Source organism: Sediminispirochaeta smaragdinae DSM 11293, assembly GCF_000143985.1.
Lineage (GTDB): Bacteria > Spirochaetota > Spirochaetia > DSM-16054 > Sediminispirochaetaceae > Sediminispirochaeta > Sediminispirochaeta smaragdinae.
The window spans coordinates 409770-430694 of sequence record NC_014364.1; the positions used below are offsets into that span (position 1 = coordinate 409770).

A 20925-nucleotide genomic window follows, 5' to 3' on the forward strand; every position below is an offset into this window, starting at 1 on the left:
AAGATTTGAGATCATAAATTATGGAATGCTAAGACCATCTGATTTTCATAGCTTGACTGAATTCATAAGAATATACTATGGATCACCATCTTATTATGTTAAGTATTAATGATTTTAATTTGAGAAAATCGAATTTGAAATTGAGATACTCATGAAAAGGATACCAATTGAAATCTGTTAATAAAGAAGCTAACATAAATAGACAAAAATTGTACAACATAACAAGCAATTGGAGCAGACGTGTCTACTGTCATGGTTTGTGCTTTGGATTGGGTAAAGAAGAGCTTGGGTTAAAAGTGGAAGCACTAATCTATGAAAGATATGGTATAATGCATGAAGGAAAGAGCACAAACACATGCCAGTGAACGCCACGCAGCTCAATTGAATGTTATGCAGACAAAAAAACTGGAGTAATAAATGTCACGACATAGAGTATTTATAAGTTATCATCACCTGAACGATCAACAATATAAAAATCAGCTCGAAGGCATATTCAGATCATCATATGAAGTCGCATTGTCAAATAGTGTACAAATTGGAGATTTGAATCCAAATTTACCTTCAGACCGATTACGTCAATTGATAAGAGATAAGTATATAAGGGATGCTACTGTTACAATAGTATTAATTGGAACTGAAACTTGGAAAAGAAGGCATGTGGATTGGGAAATTGGTTCATCAATTCGTAAAACTGAATATAATTCTCGCTGTGGATTAATTGGTCTTCTTCTCCCTACCCGCAGCGACTATTACAGAGATTCTTTTTATCCATATACTATTCCTCCTAGGCTTTATTTGAATGCAAAAAATGGATATGCCAAAATTTACAACTGGACAACAAATTTCATGAATCTAAAATACTGGATAGATGAAGCTTTCGATAGACGAAATGTAATAATACCTGATAATTCATTTCCAAACTTTGTAAATAATAGAAGCGGAGATCGATGGTATGAATGAAGTTAAACTTATGTTAATAGAAATTGTCGGTGATGAGCTAAGAATTGATATTAGTTTAACTACTTTATTAATACTAATTGTTACTATTATTCTAATAACTATACTTTTGAAAAAACAAAAAAATAAAGGAGCTATATTTAAAAAAACTGTTCCTGTAAAAATGCAATATTCAATTGGTGGACAAACTATTGAATATGAAATTCTTAGAAGTTATAGAAATATAGAAATTGCTCACAGGGTTTTTATTGAAATTATGACTCGCAAAGCTGGTCAGCCATTTGATCATGAGAACGATGTTATTGTTGAAATATACAACTCATGGTATGAGATGTTTTCCTTGATTCGGAATGAAATAAAGGATATTCCAGGGAACTTAATAAAGGGAAATGAAACAACAAAAAATCTTGTAAGTTTACTTATGGATGTACTGAATAAAGGACTTAGACCACATTTAACAAGTTATCAAGCAAAGTATAGGAAATGGTGGTTATCCCACGAAAAGGAAGAAATATCCCCACAAGAATTACAAAAGAAATATCCAGAGTATGAAGAACAAGTTAGTTCGATACGTGAAGTAAATATGATGCTTGTTAAATACTGTGAGCAATTAAAGAAGATAATATATGACAAATAGAAACGTTATGCTGCATAACCAGCAATTGGAGCAGTCGTGGCTACTGTCACGGTTCTTGCTTGCGCAAGAACTCGCGCCAGCTTAACGCCACGCAGCTCAATTGGATGTTATGTACAAAGATTAGTGTTTGAATATCATTATTCGCCTAATATTGGGTGAAAAGCATAATTTATAAAAGGATAAAACAAAAAAGATTATACAGTTTTAGTTGTCTTTACGTATGAATTGTGGTATATTTATACGTAGGAGGGCTAAGATGAATAAGAAACTAACACTTTCAGTTGATGATTCAATAATCGAAAAAGCAAAAGCATATGCAGAAGACAAAAATGAATCATTATCCCAATTGGTTGAAAACTACTTTAGATTATTAACAGCAGATAGAAGAGCTAAAGAAAAAGAAATTTCTCCCTTAGTGAATGACTTAATGGGGACGATTACTGTCCCTGAAGACTTTGATTATAAAACAGCAAAATTAGAATATTTGGAAAGTCGGTATTTGAATGATTAAGTTATTTATAGATTCAGATATAGTTTTAGATTTATTAATAAAAAGAAATGAGTTTGAAAGTTCCGCAATATTATTTACACAAATTGATAGAAAAGAATTTCAAGGATTTACATCACCTATTGTGTTTGCAAATGTACACTATATAATGACAAAATATGCAGGAAAAGAGAAATCGATATTAAATCTAAGAAGAATAAGAAAGATACTATCTCTATTAACCATAAATGAAGAAGTAATTGATGAGGCATTATATTCTGATGCGCCAGATCTTGAAGACTCAATTCAATATATAGCATCAGAGAAGAATGGAATAGACTTTATAATTACAAGAAATAAAAAAGATTATAAAGGAAGTAAAATACCAGCTTTAAGTGCAACAGAATTTCTTGAAATGAATATAGGAAATGAAGAAATATAAGAAGAAAATTTGTACATAACCAACAATTGGAGCAGACGTGGCTACTGTCATGGTTTGTGCTTGAGATTGGGTAGAGAAGAGCTTGATTTAAAAGTGGAAGCACTAATCTACCAAAGATATGATATAATTTATGAAGGAAAGAGCACAAACACATGCCAGTGAACGCCACGCAGCTCAATTGGATGTTATAAAGACAAAATTTTTTATCTTAGTAATGGCACCAATATAGTTGGACTGATGATACATCTACGTGGCCGGTTAGAATGTAAGGGACAGTTATTACCAGCAAGGATTACGTATAAATTGTTGTAATGCAATAAAATAAAACCTACTATCCAAAACCTAAATGATCGACTAAAATAACTGTATGAGTACGGTTTCATCGATCGAATACCTTACTGAAACAGTAGAATCTCTAAAAACTCTAAATCCGCTTAAGGTTGTTTTGTTTGGATCCACAGCACGCGGTGAAACCCATGAGTGGAGCGATTTAGATATTCTCGTTGTATTGGACGAAGATAAAGTTCCTCAGTCTTATGAAGAAAAAATGAAACTTAAACTAGTCGTTCGAAAAGCAATACGCGAGCAAAGTTATAAAGTACCAATAGATCTTCTCGTATATACCCGGCCCGAATATGATGCATTAAAGGCTCAAAACAGTTCTTTTATTAGAGAAATCAGCTCAGAAGGCAAGACTCTGTATGAAAGATAAGGTGAAAGAATGGGTAAAATACGCAGATTTAGATTATAAATCTGCCTTGAAGTTGAATGAAGACGAATATTTGACATCCTCAGCTGCTTTTCATTGTCAACAAGCTGTAGAAAAATATCTTAAAGCATTGATTGAAAACTTAGATATGGATGTACCAAGAGTACATACACTCTTAGTTTTAATGAACATTGTAATGGAAAATTATAAAATTGATTTTGATAGGGATGTATTAGATCAAATTAATGAAGTTTATATTGATACACGATATCCATCCTCAACAGGATTAATTCCAGACGGGATTCCGCAAAAAGGAACAATAACTCTTTTCCTTTCATTTGTTGAAGATATAAAAATAAAAGTAGAGAAATTGCTGAAAACAAACTGATTGCTTTATAACCAGCAATTGGAGCAGACAAATCCTATTGTCATGGTTTTTGCAAAAGGTTTAACCCTGGCAAATTGTAATAAAAAGGCTTCGAGGGCCAAAGCTGTTGTATAATGGTAAACATCAGGCAGCAAAAACACATGCCAATGCCGCTATCGCGGCCCGATTTTGCAGCTCAATTGGATGTTATACAGACATTTTTTTAGGGCTTCGAAAAAGGCAAGGAAAAGGGAATTCGATAACGAAAGCCAATCGTTTTGAAACACTAAGGCCGAGCGCTGGCCCGCGCCTGTCCGCGCAGCCGCACAAAGGCCTGCACACATCCCAACGCTATTAATGCCCACGCTACGGCCAAGGCTCTTTTCCTTTGAGACTATTTATCATGGTTCGAGGGAATTCTCCTCATGGTTCGAAAAATGGTTCTTATGCTTGGAAGCCAAACGCTGTATAACCAGCAGTTGGAGCAGACAAACCTACTGTCACAGTTTGTGCGATGGTTAAGAAATACGGAACAATAGTTTTGCATTGTTCTATCGTATTGGTGGAGTTATACTGTTTATGAAAGTGGCACAAACAGCGCCAGCTTCACGGTTTGCAGCTCAACTGGGCGTTATGTACACATGGGTAATAATTGTTTGAGATGAAATTATTAAGTGTTGTGGAAACAGAAGGTGATATTTGTAGAATGGGGTAAATAATGAAAACAGTTATCTTTAGTAAACCTTTATCAGCACAGTGGTCAGAATACTCCAAGAATTATAAAAAATATAAAGAAACCACCTTGCAATATTTTAAGCGAAAGAATAGAAACATTCTAACGAATCCTTTATTAACCCCAGAAAGAAGACAAATAGATACTTTTTGCTTAGATCTATGGGCTGCAGACGCAAATAAAAAATTATTACATCTATATTTTGTAGACCGTTCATTATATGAGTTTTTAGAGAATGTAAAACTACCGGATTTAAATGGAATAATTGAATACATAAAAGACAATGGTTTTTCTTCAAAGCAAAAAATTTTATTACCAAATGGAAAACCTCTAACTGTTTCAGAAGAAGAAACAAGTTATTATTCATTTGGAATACATATCCCAAATGTGAGTAAAGAAAGTGGATATGCTTTTAGTTTTATGATGAATAAAAATAAAGAGATTGCTTTGATTTGGGTTATTGGAAGAGATCGGGGTTGGTGTCCGATAAAAAAATATAAAGATTTATTGAAAGAAGAATCTAAGAATTCAAAAGAGATTGTTAAAATTATTCAATTTGCTGTAAATACTGTCGCCTATATGAATACGTTCCCTGGTTGCGTCATTGATGGTGTTCCGGAGATCATTAAAAAACAACCGTTTTACAATGATAATTCATTATACGTAGATATATCAGATAAAATTGTTGATTATAGTGAAAATACTAACATTGGCAAAAAAGTATCGCCACACTTTAGGAGAGGTTATTTTAAAAGATTGACAGCAGAAAGATATACAAAAATGAGAGGAAAATTGATTTTTGTTCATGAAACAATGGTAAATGGTAAGGCAAAAACAATTTATACTTCAGATGAACTTGAGAAAATGGAACAAATAGATGGTACATAACCAGCAATTGGAGCAGTCAAACCTACTGTCACGATTCTTGCTTGCGCAAGAATACGCGCCAGCTTAACGGTTTGCAGCTCAATTGGATGTTATGTGTAATGAAGATTTGAGCTAAAATTAAAAATATAAGGAGATTTTAAAGTAATGAGATTTAATTATTATTTTATTTTTAATAATAATTCCTATGTGAAAACCGCTAATCCACAAAAGGATATTTGGGATTATTTTCTTAAGATATCAGATGTTCCTTTTTTAAAGAGGACATGGCCAGAAACTAAGATTGAAACGATAAAAAAGGTTTCAACACATATAAAACAAGCTTATGAATATTATATTTCAAGTCGTAATGTTACTTTATTAACAAAACCAGTTTTAATATATTATAGCCTACATAATTTAACTAAAGCATTTATTGAATTAAGAGGAAATGAAGATGATTTAAATTATCATGGTTTATGTAATTGTGAAATAGGAGAAACCATTTTAGAAACAAAAGCTTATGCAAATGATGGTGTATTTCAGAGTTTGGCTAAATGCTTCAATTATGAATTTGATAAAAAAGAAGAATTATTAATAACGGATTTTATTTATAATACTGTTGAAGGGAATAAATTGTTGGTAGATTATTATGGTTTAAACAGCAATTTTATCAATGTCAGATGGAAAGGTAATTATGAGGGAACTGTAGAATTAGAATTAATAAATTGGAAGAATATAACTGATTCTTATGATAATTTGAGTGAAATTATTATAAACAACACAAAATTATTAAATGATTTCGAACTATTTGAAGAGAATGAAAAAGTTTGCTTAAGAAGTAAGGAAAAACAACAAGGTTCAGAAATGAATAAGCTTGCTAATTCTCTTGCAAATAAGTATTGCGTATATAAAATTAATGAGGAAGAACCAAATTGGATAAATATTATGAAAAGTGATAAGAAATTTTGTCCCTCTTTAGGATATTATGGTATCAGTTATATTCTTAGTTCAGTTGTAAGATATAATCCGGAAGCAGTAGAAAAATATATAAAAATACCTGAAACTAGCAATGAATTTTTCATAAATAAGCTTTTAGAATATTGTGAAAGAATTTTACCCAATTTATATATAAATAAAATAACTAATATGAATTTAATATATGGATAGAATACACATAACAAGCAATTGGAGCAGACGTGGCTACTGTCATGGTTTGTGCTGGGGATTGGGTAAAGAAGAGCAGAATTTGAAAGCGAAAGCCTAATCTATGAAAGATATGGTATAATGCATGAAGGAAAGAGCACAAACACATGCCAGTGAACGCCACGCAGCTCAATTGAATGTTATATTGATAAAGTGAAAAGGGGGCAAGTTTTGCCATTAAACACACACAATAAGAATTCAATGATTATTGTTACAATTTCTATTGGTTTGTTCCTTATTGCATTGTCTATAGTAGCACCATACTTACTTACAAGACCATCGTCGAATATTTCTTTCTCAAATACTGGCCAGATTGGTGATACTATTGGTGGACTTACAGCCCCTGTCTTAGCCATACTTGGTTCGTTTTTAACATTTATGGCTTTTTATATTCAATACACGGCCAATAAAATACAAATAGATAATATTGAAGTACTAAGAAAAAAAGATCAACTTGAAGCTTATGAAAATAAAGTTTTATCAATGCTACAAATGCATCGAAAAAATGTGGAAGAGTTATATTTAGATACAGGAAAAGACACACCACCTATTCGGGGTCAAGAATTTATACTATTTATACGTGATCAACTTGAAGAGATTTATAAAATTCTAAAATATGACAATGAACTAAATAAAAAAGAAAAAACACAACTATGCTATTTGTATATTTTCTATGGAAATTCTTTAGTAACAACTCTAACTTGTACAACAGCTATAATCAGTTTTTTCACAATAAAATTGACCTACAGAATGGCGTGTTATATTCGAATGAGTTTGACTACAGTGGTTGGTATTTTGATTTACGCTTTTATAATTATGGTTATGGATTATTACTTTCCAGATATTTTAGATTCCAATTTCAAATAGTCAAGTTTATCGATGAATACCAATTTAATAAAAATGATTTTTCCAACGAAGAAATTAGAGAAATAAAATATCAATCCGCTAAATTATTTCGCTCTCAATTAACAAACAATGAACAATTATTACTTTATTACAACTCAATAACACCTTTAGGTGGTGATTGGAATATTAATAACTATATCAGGAAGTACAAATTGATAAAGAATATTATTTTACCGCAAGTTTTCGGTTATTCTCCAGTTGAGTGGGTAAGAAATGATCTATCTATGGATCCAATTGAAGAAATAGATTTTTTCGAATTTAAAGATAAGATATATGGGTAATGTTTACAATATAACCAGCAATTGGAGCAGACGTGGCTACTGTCATAGTTTGTGCTTGAGATTGGGTAAAGAAGAGCAGAATTGAAAAGTGGAAGCTCTAATCTGTGAAAGATATGGTATAATTCAGAAAGGAAAGAGCACAAACGCATGCCAGTGAACGCCACGCTGCTCAATTGAATGTTATGTAGATTCAAAAATTCACTCTTATTATAATGAGGATACGATAAATGATTTGATTACTTTCATGTTTATAGGAGGACATAATGGGAGAAATGGCTCTCGGGTACGGAAGCGAATTTCATCTACTACGTTGGATTGGACGACATAGAAATTTATTTGATAATAAGATAAATGAATTACTAAAAATCAATGATATAAATTGGTTGGATTTCAATTTTAATAAAAATAAAAGCATACCAGATGATGAACTAAAAGGCTTTGAATTCGTTCCACTCAATAGTATTGTTAGAGACACTTTCAAAAAAGAATGGCCACAATCCGGCAATGTAATGAACTGGGATTTGGTTGGATATTCTAAAAAAACATCTACTTGGATTTTGTGTGAAGCCAAGGCTCACATAGGTGAGTTGAAGTCTAAATGCGGGGCTTCGGAAGGAAGTAAAAAACAAATAATAGATGCTTTAAATAAAACAAAAGAATACTTGAAGATATCAAAAGAAAATAATTGGACAGAACCGTATTATCAATACGCAAATCGATTATATTCTGTATGTCTACTAAAAAGATTAAACTTTAATGCAATTCTATTGAAAATATACTTCATTGGAGACATGGTACAAAAAAATGTTAGGAATTCACCTCAAAATATCATAGAATGGGATACAGCAATAAATGAAATGAACAATATCATGGGATTGAATGAGGAGTTGGATTTCGTAAAACATCTATACTTGAATACCTTTGAATAAATGGTTGAATAATAGAACTACATAACCAGCAATTGGAGCAGACGTGACTACTGTCATGGTTTGTGCTTGAGATTGGTTAAAGAAGAGCTTGGGCTAAAAGTAGAAGCACTAATCTACCAAAGATATGGTATAATTCAGAAAGGAAAGAGCACAAACACATGCCAGTGGACGCCACGCAGCTCAATTGGATGTTATCCAGACTAATTGTCGATTATTATACTTTTACAGCGAATAATTACTTGTATTAATGTGTTTTTTGCGATAAAATATTTAATATGATTGAAGCATTATCTCAATATAATCCCTGGTGGAGTGGAGAAATCCCTCTTGAAGGCATAATTCCACGAGAAAAGTACTTAAAAAAGTTAGTTTCATATCTTGATAATGAGCAAATAATCTTTCTAACTGGTTTGCGTCGGATTGGTAAAACAACCTTAATGAAACTTGTTATAAAAGAATTAATAGAAAATAAAGGCATAAATCCAAATCATATTTTATATGTAAGTCTTGATGATTACGTATTTAAAGAAAATTCTATATTAGATATTTTGGAAGAATATAGAAAGCTTCATAGAATCTCTGTTGATGATAAGGTTTATTTATTTCTTGATGAAATCATATATCAAAAAGATTATTACCAACAGTTAAAAACAATTTTTGATAGACAGAATACAAAGATTTATGCTACTTCATCATCCAGTATAAAATTAAAAGATACAAAAGCTTTTTTAACAGGAAGATCGTATTTGGTCGAGATTAATCCTTTGGATTATAAGGAATATTTGTATTTCAAAAATATAAAAATACCATTGAAAGATTTAAAGTTAAATGAACCTTATTTTCAAGATTACCTAAAATCAGGAGGAATTCCGTATTATGTTCTGAAAGAGGAAAGAGAATTTCTTATAGGTTTAGTTGATGATATAATATATAAAGATATTATAAGTGAGCATGGAATAAAAAATCCTCAGATCATTAAAGACTATTTTCTATTACTCATGGAAAGGAGTGGAAAGCAGTTAAGTATAAACAAGATAGCTAATATTCTAAAAATATCAGTTGATTCATCAAAAAAGTATTTGTCATATTTTAATGATACCTTTTTGATTCGTTTGTTATCACGGTATGGTACTACGAACGAAAAATTATTGTCGCCCAAAAAGATATATTGTAGTGATCTGGGGATAAAATTTAGTTTTACGGGATTAAGAGATCTTGGAAGTTATTTTGAAAACTATATTTATCTACAGTTAAAACAGAATGACGTATATTATCTGTATGAAAATGGAATAGAAATAGATTTTTATGTAAGAGATATAGATACATTGATAGAATTAAAATACAATTCGAAAATGAATGAAAAACAAGAAAGATTATTTGAAGATTTTAATGCCAGTAATAAAATGGTGATTGATTCAGTATATTCATTAGAGGATTTGAATGAGTTAAATCTTAAATTTTAAGAATAGCTGGATAACCAACAATTGGAGCGGACGTGGCTACTGTCATGGTTTGTGCTTTGGATTGGGTAAAGAAAAGCTTGGGCTAAAAGTAGAAGCACTAATCTACCAAAGATATGGTATAATTCAGAAAGAAAAGAGCACAAACCACGCCAGTAAACGCCACGCAGCTCAATTGAATGTTATATCGAATTAGGTAATATTACAGATTGCTGAAATTTTGTTAAGCTTTATGAAAAAAGGGGTAAAATGAAACAGTTAAAGATACAATCACGAAAGCGCTATAAACAAGGTTTTCATCTTGATGCAATAGAGTTGGAAAGAATTTACTCTATCATTAAAGAACAAATGAGCAAGATTGAGTTGGGAGATAATGAGAAAATATTTAATTCTTTTCATATAAAATATAAAAATGGTGTTAGAAAAGTTACAAATGAATTAGAAGAAGTTGTAGCTGAAGAAAATTTTGGTACATTTCTTATTGAAAGAATTGAAATTAATTCATATATATCAAGCAAGGATGAAGAATTAGCTGATTATAGACAAATCTATATGGATGACGATGAAGAAGGAATTTCAATAATTTTCGAAAAAGAAATAGGTAAAAGCTTTTTCAATGATAATAATATAAGTTTGATTATAAATGGAAAAGAACGTGACTGGGTGATGGTAACAGAATCATTAATTAATGACAGGATAAATTTAATAAAAAGAAATAAATTAGAAATTCTTACCAAACCAAGCTTGAGTTTTCTATTCGTCATAATAACATTCTCTTTAATGATTTCTATGTTTGTAACATTATATAATTATATCGCGCCTTCAGCGTATATAGATGAAATAGAACAAAAATGGATCTCTGGAGTTATAACAGACCCGGTTGAAGTAATTATTAAACTAGAAAAAGAAAAATATGCTAAAGAATTTGGTGTGTCAGTTATAAGTTATATACCTGCAATTATCGGAGGATCGATAGCTGTTTTGTTATTGATTATTAAAGTCGTAGTCAAAAAATTATATCCTGTTTGTGTTTTTTACTGGGGTGATTACATAAAATACTTTGATAAAATTGATGGAATTAGAAAAACTATTGTTACTGTAATAATTATTGGGTTTTTAATATCATTAGCTGCTGGTCTTATTGTGAAATATATTTGAAATCGATATAACCAGCAATTGGAGCAGACGTGGCTATTGTCATGGTTTCTGCTTGAGATTGGGTAGAGACAGGTAGAATTTGAAAGAGAAAGCTTTAATCTATGAAAGATATGGTATAATGCATGAAGGAAAGAGCACAAACACATGCCAGTGAACGCCACGCAGCTCAATTGAATGTTATATTGCCAGAAATAAGAAAGGAGGTAAAAAGTGAATTTAATACACAACGATATAATTTGGTGGCAGATTTCTTTGTTTCAATTAATGAATGCCTGGTTTCCTGGAATTTCTGCATTTTTGTTAGGTATGCTATTTAATAAAATAATTGAGAAAAATAAACTTAAACAATCATTGAAAAACACTTTATTAGAAATATTCATTCCAATATTTAATGTTGGGAAAGAAATTAGTAAGGAATTAGCTATTAAAACAAAGGATCAATTGAGAAATACATTAAACACTTATTCACAAATATATCCATCATTATTCAAAAAAGAAAAAATCAAAGAATTGAATGATATTCTAAAGCTTGATCTAATTGAAAAAAGTGGTAAACTTAATGAATATTTTAATAACCCAACAAGAATAATAAAATTGATTGAATCTTTATGAAAGTTTTGGAATCAAGATGAAAAATAATAATAAACAAAATAATAAAGAAGATGGTGAAAACAATTTTAAGATTATTGAGAGGGAGTTAGAATTAAGTCATAGTTTTCTAAGGGTTGAACAATTTTTTAATCCAAAAAGAATACCATTTGAATTCGTTTTTACAAATCCGTTTTCTACCACTTGTTGTTATTTCACGATTAAGATATCAAGTATTTACTTTAAAGATTTAGTTTCAGATTCAGAGGAATTAATGTTTACAAAAATTAAAAGTGAAAATAATCAAATATTGGTATTTCAAAGTACGAAAGAGAAAAAGATTCATAAGAATGAGCCTGTAAATTTTAAAGCATATGCAATCTTAAGAAGTGATTCATTTTATAGAGGTACTTTTAATAAAGAATCTGCAATAAAAGATCAAAGACATTGGATGCAGTTATCAATATTTGATGATATTGGAGAAATCTCGTGTAGAATTGTAAGAGAAATATCTGAATAAGAGAAAAAAATCTGGCAATATAACAAAACGCTGGACTTGACCCGTCTATTGTCACAGTTTTTGCAGAAGACGTTTCGGGACTAATCGTCCCTTCACGCAAAAACTGCGCCAATACTTTCGCTTTGCTCAAGCCGCCGGGCAAGTCAGCTCGACGTTATCTGGTTAATATATAAAGTCTAATAAGGAGAAAGCGATGTATGAAGGAATACCAAGAGTAGTAATGCCTTTAGGGAGAGTTGGACCAAATGGTGTTAATCTTTTAGGTACATGTTTTTTATTACCCAATAGAGGTTGGTTTGCTACAGCTAGTCATGTAACTGAAAATGACGATAGAAATCTTGTTGTATTAATACCAGAAGAAGAAAGCTTGTCTAATTACCAGGATACAACAAAAAAAGATGTAAAAATGATAAATGCAAAAATAATTAAAACTGATCCAATTCATGATACTACAATCATAGAAATAAATGCGGATGTAAATTCAACAATTAAAATAGGAAGTTTAGACAGCGTTTCTGTTAATGAAAACGTTGTTCTCTTTGGATATCCTCATGCAAATCATGGAAGAAAAGTATTAACTAGTCAAACAACAACAATTGGAGCAAAGATATTATTAGACAATAGTGGAATAAAAAGCAAACATGCAGTTGTTAATATACAAACGAAGCCAGGTCAATCTGGATCTCCAGTTTTTAGTATTAGAAATAGTTCTATTGTTGGAATATTAATTGGATCTTATGCTCCCCAAAAAAGTGGAGGCATTAGTATAGGTGGAATTGATCCTCAAACCCTACACCAAACTTCACATATGGTGTCAGCTGAATACATTCTGAGGATGATAAAATGAGTTATAATAATTTAGAAATTTTTAATGAGGAAGAACTTTTTAATACCCTGGAAGATTATCAAAAAGAAATTATAAATGAGATAGGTTATTCAGAAAAAGATTCCGAAGAAATCGCTGAAATATGGCTTAATGCATCAACCTCTAATACTGTAGCATTTGGTACGAGAACCGGAAAAAAGATTTTTTATGAAAATATAAAAAAAGAAGTAATTAGGTTTATATGTGATGAAAATTCATATGTTAACGAAAGACAAAAACTATTTTCAAAATCAGATATTACACATGCATTTTTTATCAATATATTGACAACCGCTATAGCTCCAGTTGTAGGTACATCAGCTACTTTTTTAACCCCAGTAATAGTATTATTTTTAATTTCAGTAGGTAATGTAACTAAAAATGCTTTCTGTCTATAATGGACCCGTGATTTTGGACAACAGATTAAGTTTGTTGTACCATGAAACACGGAGCATGAAGTGTCCAAGAGAAGAAGAAAATTTACCAGTGAACAAAAGTTCCAGATTGTAATAGAAGCAATCAAAGGCGAACGGCAAATTTCTGAAATCGCAGCGCAGTATCAGGTTCATCCCAACCAGATCAGCAACTGGAAGAAGCAATTCTTGAAAAGGGAGCAACTGTTTTAATACAAAGGCAGATGATTCCAAGAAGATTCTGGAAGAAACACAGGAAGATCTTTTCAAGAAAATTGGCCAGCAGCAATACGAGATCGAGTGGTTAAAAAAAAACTTGAAACTTGTGGAGTCCTGGAGAAAAGAGAAATGATATCACCTGATGAAAAGCTATCGATATCACGGCAGTGCAAGCTGGTGTCTCTGAATCGCAGCTCCCTCTATTACAAGAGCATGCCTGTTAAAGGCGAGAACATAGAACTCATGAAAAGGATTGATGAACTATATACCGATAATCCCGACTTTGGTAGTCGCCAAATACGCAACAGCCTGCGTCGAGAAGGAAGGAAAATCAACAGGAAAAGAGTGCAGCGATTGATGCGCGACATGGGAATTATGGCGATTTTTCCTGGAAGAAACCTTTCAAAACCCGGTATAGGGTCAGAGCATAAAGTCTATCCGTACCTCTTGAGAAAGCTGAGTATCAGCCGACCAAACCAAGTGTGGGCTACAGATATTACCTATATCCGGCTTGCTCATGGTTTTGTCTATCTGGTCGCGATCATTGACTGGTATAGCCGGAAAATCCTCAGTCATGAAATCTCTACCACTATGGATCAAGAGTTCTGTATCTCTGCATATCGAAGGGCGGTAACTCAATATGGTAATCCGGAAATCTTGAACTCCGATCAGGGGAGCCAATTTACCTCAAAAGAATACAGAAAATTAGTCTTGGGTTCCGGGGCTACATTCAGCATGGATGGCAAAGGAAGAGCATTGGACAATATTGCAATAGAAAGGTTCTGGCGAACCCTGAAATATGGAGAAGTGTACCTCAAGGAATATGAATCAGTTAGGGAGGCAAAAGACGGTATAAAAGCGTTCATTGAAAAGTATAACAGCAGGCGTCCGCATACCAAGCATGGTATTTCCACGCCGGATGAAGTATTTGGAGTGGCAGCATAAATCTCATTAAGATTTTCTAAATGCTGTCTTGACGAAGGGGTCCACTATAGTCAGACAAATAAGGAATATATAGAATAGGATGAATAAAATTAACCAGATAACAACCACTTGGAGTTGACCTGGCGGTGAATATGGCAAAGTTTTTGTTGATATGGAAAAGTGGGGTTACAATGGTTAATGCGAGTGAGCTAAGGCGTAACAGTAACAGCGCCAGGCAACTCAAGTGAACGTTATGTACAAAGATTAGGGTTTGACTATCATTATTTGTTTAATATTGGGTGAAAAGCATAATTTATAAAAGGATAAAACAAAAAAGATTATACAGTTTTAGTTGTCTTTACGTATGAATTGTGGTATATTTATACGTAGGAGAGCTGAAATGAATAAGAAACTAACACTTTCAGTTAATGATTCAATAATCGAAAAAGCAAAAGCATATGCAGAAGACAAAAATGAATCATTATCCCAATTGGTTGAAAACTACTTTAGACTATTAACAGCAAATAGAAGAAATAAAGAAAAAGAAATTTCTCCCTTAGTGAATGAAATAATGGGGACGATTACTGTTCCTGAAAATTTTGATTATAAAAGAGCTAAATTAGAATATTTGGAAACCCGGTATTTGAATGATTAAGTTATTTATAGATTCAGATATAGTCTTAGATTTATTAATAAAAAGAAATGAGTTTGAAAGTTCCGCAATATTATTTACACAAATTGATAGAAAAGAATTTCAAGGATTTACATCACCTATTGTGTTTGCAAATGTACACTCTATAATGACAAAATATGCAGGAAAAGAAGAATCGATATTAAATTTAAGAAGAATAAGAAAGATACTATCTCTATTAACCATAAATGAAGAAGTAATTGATGAGGCATTATATTCTGATGCGCCAGGTTTTGAAGACTCAATTCAATATATAGCATCAGAGAAGAATGGAATAGACTTTATAATTACAAGAAATAAAAAAGATTATAAAGGAAGTAAAATACCAGCTTTAACTGCAACAGAATTTCTTGAAATGAATATAGGAAATGAAGAAATATAAGAAGAAAATTTGTACATAACCAACAATTGGAGCAGACGTGGCTACTGTCATGGTTTGTGCTTGAGATTGGGTAGAGAAGAGCTTGATTTAAAAGTGGAAGCACTAATCTACCAAAGATATGATATAATTTATGAAGGAAAGAGCACAAACACATGCCAGTGAACGCCACGCAGCTCAATTGAATGTTATGTTGATAAAGGTATGACCCGATAGCATTATTAGCAGTTATCTAAAGTAGCGGTTTACAATTATGACATAGAATTCTTAAAAGGAGGATACTGTGCCGTTTATGGAGATGACCGTTGTGGACAATAGAAAAGAGTCATTCTGCACTGGAAAACAGATCAACAAAACTTCAGCTCGCTGTGTAACGATTTCGGATAAGCCGGCCGACAGGGTACAAGTGGGTTGAAAGGTACAAAGAAGGCGGCATGGAAAACCTCGAAGATCGAGATCCTTCTCCGCATGAAATCCCAAACAAAACACCACCCAAAATAGAACAAGCGATTGTAGAAATACGCAAAAGGCATAAACTCTTGGCCCCAAGAAGATCCGAAAACTGATGGAGACAGAGGGTGTATACAGCCGGATACCGGCAGCATCTACAATTAGTCTTATTCTGAAACGAAACGGGTTAATCAAGGAACGTAAAAAGCGTAAGCACGTGGAACAGCAGAAACCCATCTTTGATCCGGATAGCGGCAACCAGGTATAGAGTGCCGATTACAAGGGTAAGTCCAAAATGGAGAATGGCCGGTACTGTTATCCCCTTACAATTTGCGACAGCTTTTCCAGGTTCATCCTCGCAATTAAGGGACTGCATAATCCTAATTTTGAAGAGACAAAACCGGTATTTATCGATGTATTCAAGGATTATGGACTTCCTGTACAACTGCACACGGATAACGGTTCACCTTTTGCGAGTATCAGGTCTTTGGGACGAATAACAAAGTTTGCTGTATGGCTGATGGAGTTGGGAGTTCAGCCAGTGTACAGCGATCCGGCGTCACCGCAGCAGAATGGCCGACATGAACGAATGCACCGAGAATTGAAAGCAGCAGCCTGTACTAATCCTGGGAAAACCCTACAGGCACAACAGCGGAAAATGAATGAGTTCATGCGTGAATACGACGAAGTACGACCACATGAAGCACTGGGAATGGGAATGTGTGTTCCAGAAAAAGTCGTTGAATACCGATATCTACAGCACTATCGCACTATCCAACAATAATATCGGGCTTGAAGAGTTAGGTGAAGGGATCTTCAGGATCTGGTTCAGGGATTTTATCTTAGGATACTTGGACGAATCAGACCTACGGGTGTATGATATTTATGAGTTTCAGTATGTACCAAAACTGTAAATGGGGATCTTGGATAATTGTCTATGAGGTGCCGAACAGTACATCAAAAATGGCATAATCAGTGGGGGCATTATACAATAAGATGCGTATGGAATCAGCTTCATCTGCCAGAAGCACAATAGTACCGATTACACGGAAGGCCTATAGAGCAAATTTCTATCTGGATCCGATTGATGGGCAAGTGAACAATGCGACATATTCACTCCGGAATATTTATTATCATCCACTAAAAAAAACAATCTCTCCAGATGGAAGTCAGAAGTCACATGCTGGATCGTTGAGTCTATTCAGGGCATTTTCCCGTACTGCGTGGCTCAAAACCTTCCGGGCGGATGCGTTTGAATACACTGTGGGCGATACATCAATTCGATTACTTTGGAATCCCACCCCGTTACATAATGCAAAAACCCAACTCACCTATACGTTCTCAGACCAAAACTATATTGACATCCACATCTCCATCGAGTGTTATGGCTACTACCCCGATTATGAGCTTGTCTTTTCCAATTACTTAGCGGAAGGATTCAACAACACCGTACTAGTTCGTGATTTCCAAGATGGTGTGAGACAAGCCGCCGTGCATCTATCGCCGGTTTTCAAGGATACTTTTGTGTTTTTTCCGCGCGATGAACAATCAATTCATACGATGACGGACGGTCGCCACTTCAAGGGGCACTGGTATTGGAACTGTTCGTACGGCCGGGAATACGCGGTTCCGCTGGTTGCCTCTATGGACAAAAACCTTGAGGTCGTTCTTATGGGGTTGGAGAAAGACGTTCACGCAGTAGGGGCAACGTATTCGACGGAGGATGGATATTCAGACGATGTACTCGAACACCACGCTCAATATCTACGATTGTTCGGTGAAGACTTTACTCCCGGGATGGGGCGGCAGACATACATTCGATGTTTCTTCAGTCAATCGCTGGAAACCATCAGGGATTATCAAGCCCTCTATGCAGATTTTGAGAAGGATTACAAAAAAACCGCCCGGCGTTTTGAATTACCACCGACGTCACCTCACTATGAAACTGAGTAACAAATCGTTAAGGTCGAATGTGAATGAATAAATCAAACAAGAGGTTAACTGTAATGGCCAATATGTCGCTAATAGGCGAAAAGGTATATTTAAATCCTACACATGAAAATGACATACCTTTTCTCGCTAACTTTATGAATGATGATCACATAAAATACTTCGGCAGAAATTGCGGTTCTGCTATCTATGAAACGAAAATGAAAACGCATTTTGAAGAAAACAAAGAAGATGAAAGATATACTATTTTCAGAAAAGACAATAACGAAATCATTGGTGATATCAGCATTAATTCAATTGATATTTATAATAGAGCGGGATCACTAAGCGTTATAATATATGGCAAAGAAAACAGAGGAAAAGGATTTGGGAAAGAAGCCATTCTGTTAATATTAAAACATGCATTTATTGATTTAAATTTAGAAAATATTGATCTTGGTACATGGGAATATAATAAAGCAGCAATACATGTATATGAAAAGATAGGTTTCAAATTAATTGGTCGACGAAGAAACCGTAGAATTGTTGGAAATAGTTTTTATGATGAAATTATTATGGATATGATCTCCGATGAGTATTTTAAATTATATGGTAATACTGAACTAGAAAAATACAAAACAAAAACAGAGCTGTGATTTTATCCTTATTTTAATAGAATGAGGTATAGCTATGAATAAGAACAAAAAACATCGTTACGACACAAAATTCAAAAAATTACAATCACTGTCTCAAGAGTTTGGAAGATCTGCGAGCAGTGGTGATCACTAAGACCCTGAAAGATATAATGATTTTACCACAAAAATTATTATCTGGAGGACGAAGTAGTCACCGACAAGACAGTAGCACAAAAGGCTGCACGAAGAAAGATGAACCTGCTGGACTTCTTGATAGAATCCCGGGTACTAAGAATCCCCATCCAAACAGATTATCAGAAGAAATAGAAAAAGCTATTCTGGATTATTCACTGAAGAACCCATCACACGGATGTGTGAAAGTATCTTAATAGAGGAAAGAAGACAGACCTCACAGAGGAACAGATTAAACTTCTGGAAGCGGTTTTATCCCGAGTTCCGGGAACGGCATATAAAAACAGAGGTCCGGAGACAACAGAGTAACGGTTTCGTGGAAAGAATGCACCGGACTTTGCTTGATGAACATTTCAGGATAAAGGGCCGTGAAAAGTTCTATGAGGCCATCAGTGAAATGCAGGAAGATCTGGAAGTATATCTGAAATACTACAACGAAGAACGTATTCACCAGGAAAAGAATATGAATGGCAGGACGCCAAAACAAGCCTTCCTTTATGGAATACGAAAGAAGAAGAAAAGCGGCAATGTCGCTTAGGTAAATCTGAATGCCTTTCGGGGTTAATGTGTAAGGTCAATACTATACCGATACAAAATAGAGTATGTAAAATTTACATCAACCGGTATTTTTCCCATTTATTTGAAAGAAAATAAATGAATCCCGGAATACCTGTTCCGTAAACAGCAATACTATATCCGAGGAAATAACCGTAAAGACCTAATCCGCAGACGGAGCCCAGAAACCAGCTGCAGCCGATACGAAAAATAAATGCATCCATAAGGCCAAAAATCAGACCTAATCGAGCATTTCCGACTCCCCGAATAATGCCGTTTGATGCACGCATCAGAATCATTCCGGGAAAGCTCCAGACAATTGCAGTAACGTAGGTTCTCGACAGATCAAGGACATGTACATCGTTAGTGAATATACTGAATAATTCCCGCGCAAGGGTAAGGTATATTAATGTAAAAAAAGCATAACAGACGGCCTGATACAGGATTGTTACATACACAATTTTTTTTGTTCTTCCGAACTCTTTCGCGCCTATATTCTGGGCACACATCGTGGAAGTAGCAAACCCGATTCCCAGTGTTATTTTATTGATAATATCATCTATTTTCATGCCGACACCAAAGGTCGCAGAAGGATAAACACCCAGACTGTTTACAAGCGCATTAACAAAAAGCATTGAAATGTTTATTGCACAGCTCTGTACAGCAAAGGGAAGTCCGAGTTTTACCAGAAGTCTCCTGGCTTCTGCATCTATACGAAAACTTCTTAATTTAAAATCGAAACCGAAGGATTCCTTTCTTTTGTATAAATAGATTACGGCAAAGATGAATGAAACGGTCTGTCCGATAATTGTTGCAAGGGCAGCTCCTGCAGCCTGCCATTTGAATACACCAATAAAAAGCAGATCCAAAAAAATATTCGTCACAGAAGCAATAAGGATAAAGATAAAGGGATGCTTCGAATCCCCCATCCCCCGGAGAACAGCAGATAAAGCATTATAGCCAAAGGAAAACAGTACACCGATACTGCAGATAAGAATATAATCTGCAGCCATTGCGTATGATTCCGCCGGAGTATTAAGCAGCTGTAGAATTGATCTGGAAAACAGAAGACCGACAACCATCATAAAAATCCCGATTATAAAAAGGATTGAAAAAAGTGTCCCTATGATGCTGTTCAGCTTCTCTTTCTGATTCGATCCGACATACTGAGCGATGAGAACCTGTCCTCCGTTCGAGAATCCGATACACAACATAACCATAAACATGAAGACCTGACTTGCTATGGAAACAGCGGAAAGGCCCGCACTACCGACAAACCGGCCGACAATTATCATATCTACAAGGCTGTACAGTACCTGCAGCGCATTCGACAGCATAAAAGGAAAAGAAAATTGTATAAGCTGAGTCCAGATATTTCCCGATGTATAGTTATTAATTATTTTGCTTTCTGCCATGCAAAGCAGTATAT

26 protein-coding genes and 1 pseudogene are annotated in these 20925 nt (G+C 33.9%); 26 read left to right on the plus strand and 1 reads right to left on the minus strand.

Going from position 1 to position 20925, the window contains the following annotated elements; all coding sequences use genetic code 11:
• Positions 1-417 precede the first annotated feature (417 nt).
• From SPIRS_RS22045 to SPIRS_RS22825, 26 genes and pseudogenes are all read left to right on the plus strand, one after another.
• On the plus strand, positions 418-960 hold the full coding sequence (locus SPIRS_RS22045; protein ID WP_013253012.1) for a TIR domain-containing protein: 543 nt from the start codon (positions 418-420) through the stop codon (positions 958-960).
• Complete coding sequence (locus SPIRS_RS01990; RefSeq protein WP_013253013.1) at positions 953-1594, plus strand: hypothetical protein; 642 nt, start codon at positions 953-955, stop codon at positions 1592-1594. Before SPIRS_RS22045 ends, SPIRS_RS01990 begins: the two co-directional genes overlap by 8 nt.
• Before the next feature lie 256 nt (positions 1595-1850).
• Positions 1851-2105 carry a DUF6364 family protein gene (locus tag SPIRS_RS01995; protein ID WP_013253014.1) on the plus strand — a complete coding sequence of 85 codons (255 nt, stop codon included), beginning with the start codon at positions 1851-1853 and terminating at the stop codon, positions 2103-2105.
• Complete coding sequence (locus SPIRS_RS02000) at positions 2098-2523, plus strand: type II toxin-antitoxin system VapC family toxin (protein ID WP_013253015.1); 426 nt, start codon at positions 2098-2100, stop codon at positions 2521-2523. Before SPIRS_RS01995 ends, SPIRS_RS02000 begins: the two co-directional genes overlap by 8 nt.
• A 367-nt stretch (positions 2524-2890) precedes the next feature.
• On the plus strand, positions 2891-3235 hold the full coding sequence (locus SPIRS_RS02005) for a nucleotidyltransferase domain-containing protein (protein ID WP_013253016.1): 345 nt from the start codon (positions 2891-2893) through the stop codon (positions 3233-3235).
• Positions 3225-3620, plus strand: coding sequence for a HEPN domain-containing protein (locus SPIRS_RS02010; protein ID WP_013253017.1), 396 nt, complete (start codon positions 3225-3227; stop codon positions 3618-3620). The genes SPIRS_RS02005 and SPIRS_RS02010 overlap by 11 nt, the downstream gene beginning before the upstream one ends.
• A 697-nt stretch (positions 3621-4317) precedes the next feature.
• Complete coding sequence (locus SPIRS_RS02015) at positions 4318-5220, plus strand: hypothetical protein (RefSeq protein ID WP_013253018.1); 903 nt, start codon at positions 4318-4320, stop codon at positions 5218-5220.
• A 144-nt stretch (positions 5221-5364) separates the two neighbouring features.
• Positions 5365-6366, plus strand: a complete 1002-nt coding sequence (locus SPIRS_RS02020; RefSeq protein WP_013253019.1) for a YaaC family protein — start codon at positions 5365-5367, stop codon at positions 6364-6366.
• A 237-nt stretch (positions 6367-6603) separates the two neighbouring features.
• The gene (locus SPIRS_RS22620; protein ID WP_245537675.1) at positions 6604-7269 is read left to right on the plus strand and encodes a hypothetical protein; all 666 of its coding nucleotides are present in this window, start codon (positions 6604-6606) and stop codon (positions 7267-7269) included.
• Positions 7158-7589, plus strand: coding sequence for a putative phage abortive infection protein (locus tag SPIRS_RS22815; protein ID WP_407635912.1), 432 nt, complete (start codon positions 7158-7160; stop codon positions 7587-7589). The genes SPIRS_RS22620 and SPIRS_RS22815 overlap by 112 nt, the downstream gene beginning before the upstream one ends.
• Positions 7590-7852: 263 nt before the next feature.
• The gene (locus SPIRS_RS02030; protein ID WP_013253020.1) at positions 7853-8518 is read left to right on the plus strand and encodes a hypothetical protein; all 666 of its coding nucleotides are present in this window, start codon (positions 7853-7855) and stop codon (positions 8516-8518) included.
• Positions 8519-8793: 275 nt separating this feature from the next.
• Positions 8794-9981, plus strand: a complete 1188-nt coding sequence (locus SPIRS_RS02035) for an ATP-binding protein (protein ID WP_013253021.1) — start codon at positions 8794-8796, stop codon at positions 9979-9981.
• A gap of 246 nt (positions 9982-10227) precedes the next feature.
• Positions 10228-11136 (plus strand): hypothetical protein, encoded by a 909-nt coding sequence (locus SPIRS_RS02040; protein WP_013253022.1) that lies wholly within the window; start codon positions 10228-10230, stop codon positions 11134-11136.
• Between the two features lie 210 nt (positions 11137-11346).
• Positions 11347-11748 carry a hypothetical protein gene (locus tag SPIRS_RS02045; RefSeq protein WP_013253023.1) on the plus strand — a complete coding sequence of 134 codons (402 nt, stop codon included), beginning with the start codon at positions 11347-11349 and terminating at the stop codon, positions 11746-11748.
• Positions 11749-11764: 16 nt separating this feature from the next.
• A complete protein-coding gene (locus SPIRS_RS02050; protein ID WP_013253024.1) occupies positions 11765-12244 on the plus strand; it encodes a hypothetical protein in 480 nt (159 codons plus the stop codon).
• 193 nt (positions 12245-12437) lie between these two features.
• Entirely contained in the window at positions 12438-13091 is a 654-nt protein-coding gene (locus SPIRS_RS02055; protein ID WP_013253025.1) for a S1 family peptidase, read from the plus strand.
• The gene (locus tag SPIRS_RS02060; protein WP_013253026.1) at positions 13088-13507 is read left to right on the plus strand and encodes a hypothetical protein; all 420 of its coding nucleotides are present in this window, start codon (positions 13088-13090) and stop codon (positions 13505-13507) included. The genes SPIRS_RS02055 and SPIRS_RS02060 overlap by 4 nt, the downstream gene beginning before the upstream one ends.
• Before the next feature lie 60 nt (positions 13508-13567).
• Positions 13568-13735, plus strand: a complete 168-nt coding sequence (locus SPIRS_RS22295; RefSeq protein WP_095522519.1) for a transposase — start codon at positions 13568-13570, stop codon at positions 13733-13735.
• An 87-nt stretch (positions 13736-13822) separates the two neighbouring features.
• Entirely contained in the window at positions 13823-14686 is an 864-nt protein-coding gene (locus tag SPIRS_RS02070) for an IS3 family transposase (protein WP_148224015.1), read from the plus strand.
• Between the two features lie 379 nt (positions 14687-15065).
• Positions 15066-15320 (plus strand): DUF6364 family protein, encoded by a 255-nt coding sequence (locus SPIRS_RS02075; RefSeq protein ID WP_013253027.1) that lies wholly within the window; start codon positions 15066-15068, stop codon positions 15318-15320.
• Entirely contained in the window at positions 15313-15738 is a 426-nt protein-coding gene (locus SPIRS_RS02080; RefSeq protein ID WP_013253028.1) for a type II toxin-antitoxin system VapC family toxin, read from the plus strand. Before SPIRS_RS02075 ends, SPIRS_RS02080 begins: the two co-directional genes overlap by 8 nt.
• 380 nt (positions 15739-16118) lie before the next feature.
• The gene (locus tag SPIRS_RS22820; protein ID WP_083771437.1) at positions 16119-16301 is read left to right on the plus strand and encodes a helix-turn-helix domain-containing protein; all 183 of its coding nucleotides are present in this window, start codon (positions 16119-16121) and stop codon (positions 16299-16301) included.
• Between the two features lie 179 nt (positions 16302-16480).
• Positions 16481-16969 (plus strand): integrase core domain-containing protein, encoded by a 489-nt coding sequence (locus SPIRS_RS22055; RefSeq protein ID WP_083771438.1) that lies wholly within the window; start codon positions 16481-16483, stop codon positions 16967-16969.
• Between the two features lie 218 nt (positions 16970-17187).
• The gene (locus SPIRS_RS02095; RefSeq protein WP_041865951.1) at positions 17188-18138 is read left to right on the plus strand and encodes a hypothetical protein; all 951 of its coding nucleotides are present in this window, start codon (positions 17188-17190) and stop codon (positions 18136-18138) included.
• A 23-nt stretch (positions 18139-18161) separates the two neighbouring features.
• Positions 18162-18770 carry a GNAT family N-acetyltransferase gene (locus tag SPIRS_RS02100; protein ID WP_083771439.1) on the plus strand — a complete coding sequence of 203 codons (609 nt, stop codon included), beginning with the start codon at positions 18162-18164 and terminating at the stop codon, positions 18768-18770.
• 445 nt (positions 18771-19215) lie between these two features.
• Positions 19216-19479: pseudogene (locus SPIRS_RS22825) on the plus strand (integrase core domain-containing protein); the annotation flags it as partial.
• A 73-nt stretch (positions 19480-19552) separates the two neighbouring features.
• Here SPIRS_RS22825 and SPIRS_RS02110 read toward each other — a convergent pair.
• On the minus strand, positions 19553-20911 hold the full coding sequence (locus SPIRS_RS02110; RefSeq protein ID WP_013253031.1) for an MATE family efflux transporter: 1359 nt from the start codon (positions 20909-20911) through the stop codon (positions 19553-19555).
• Positions 20912-20925 lie beyond the last annotated feature (14 nt).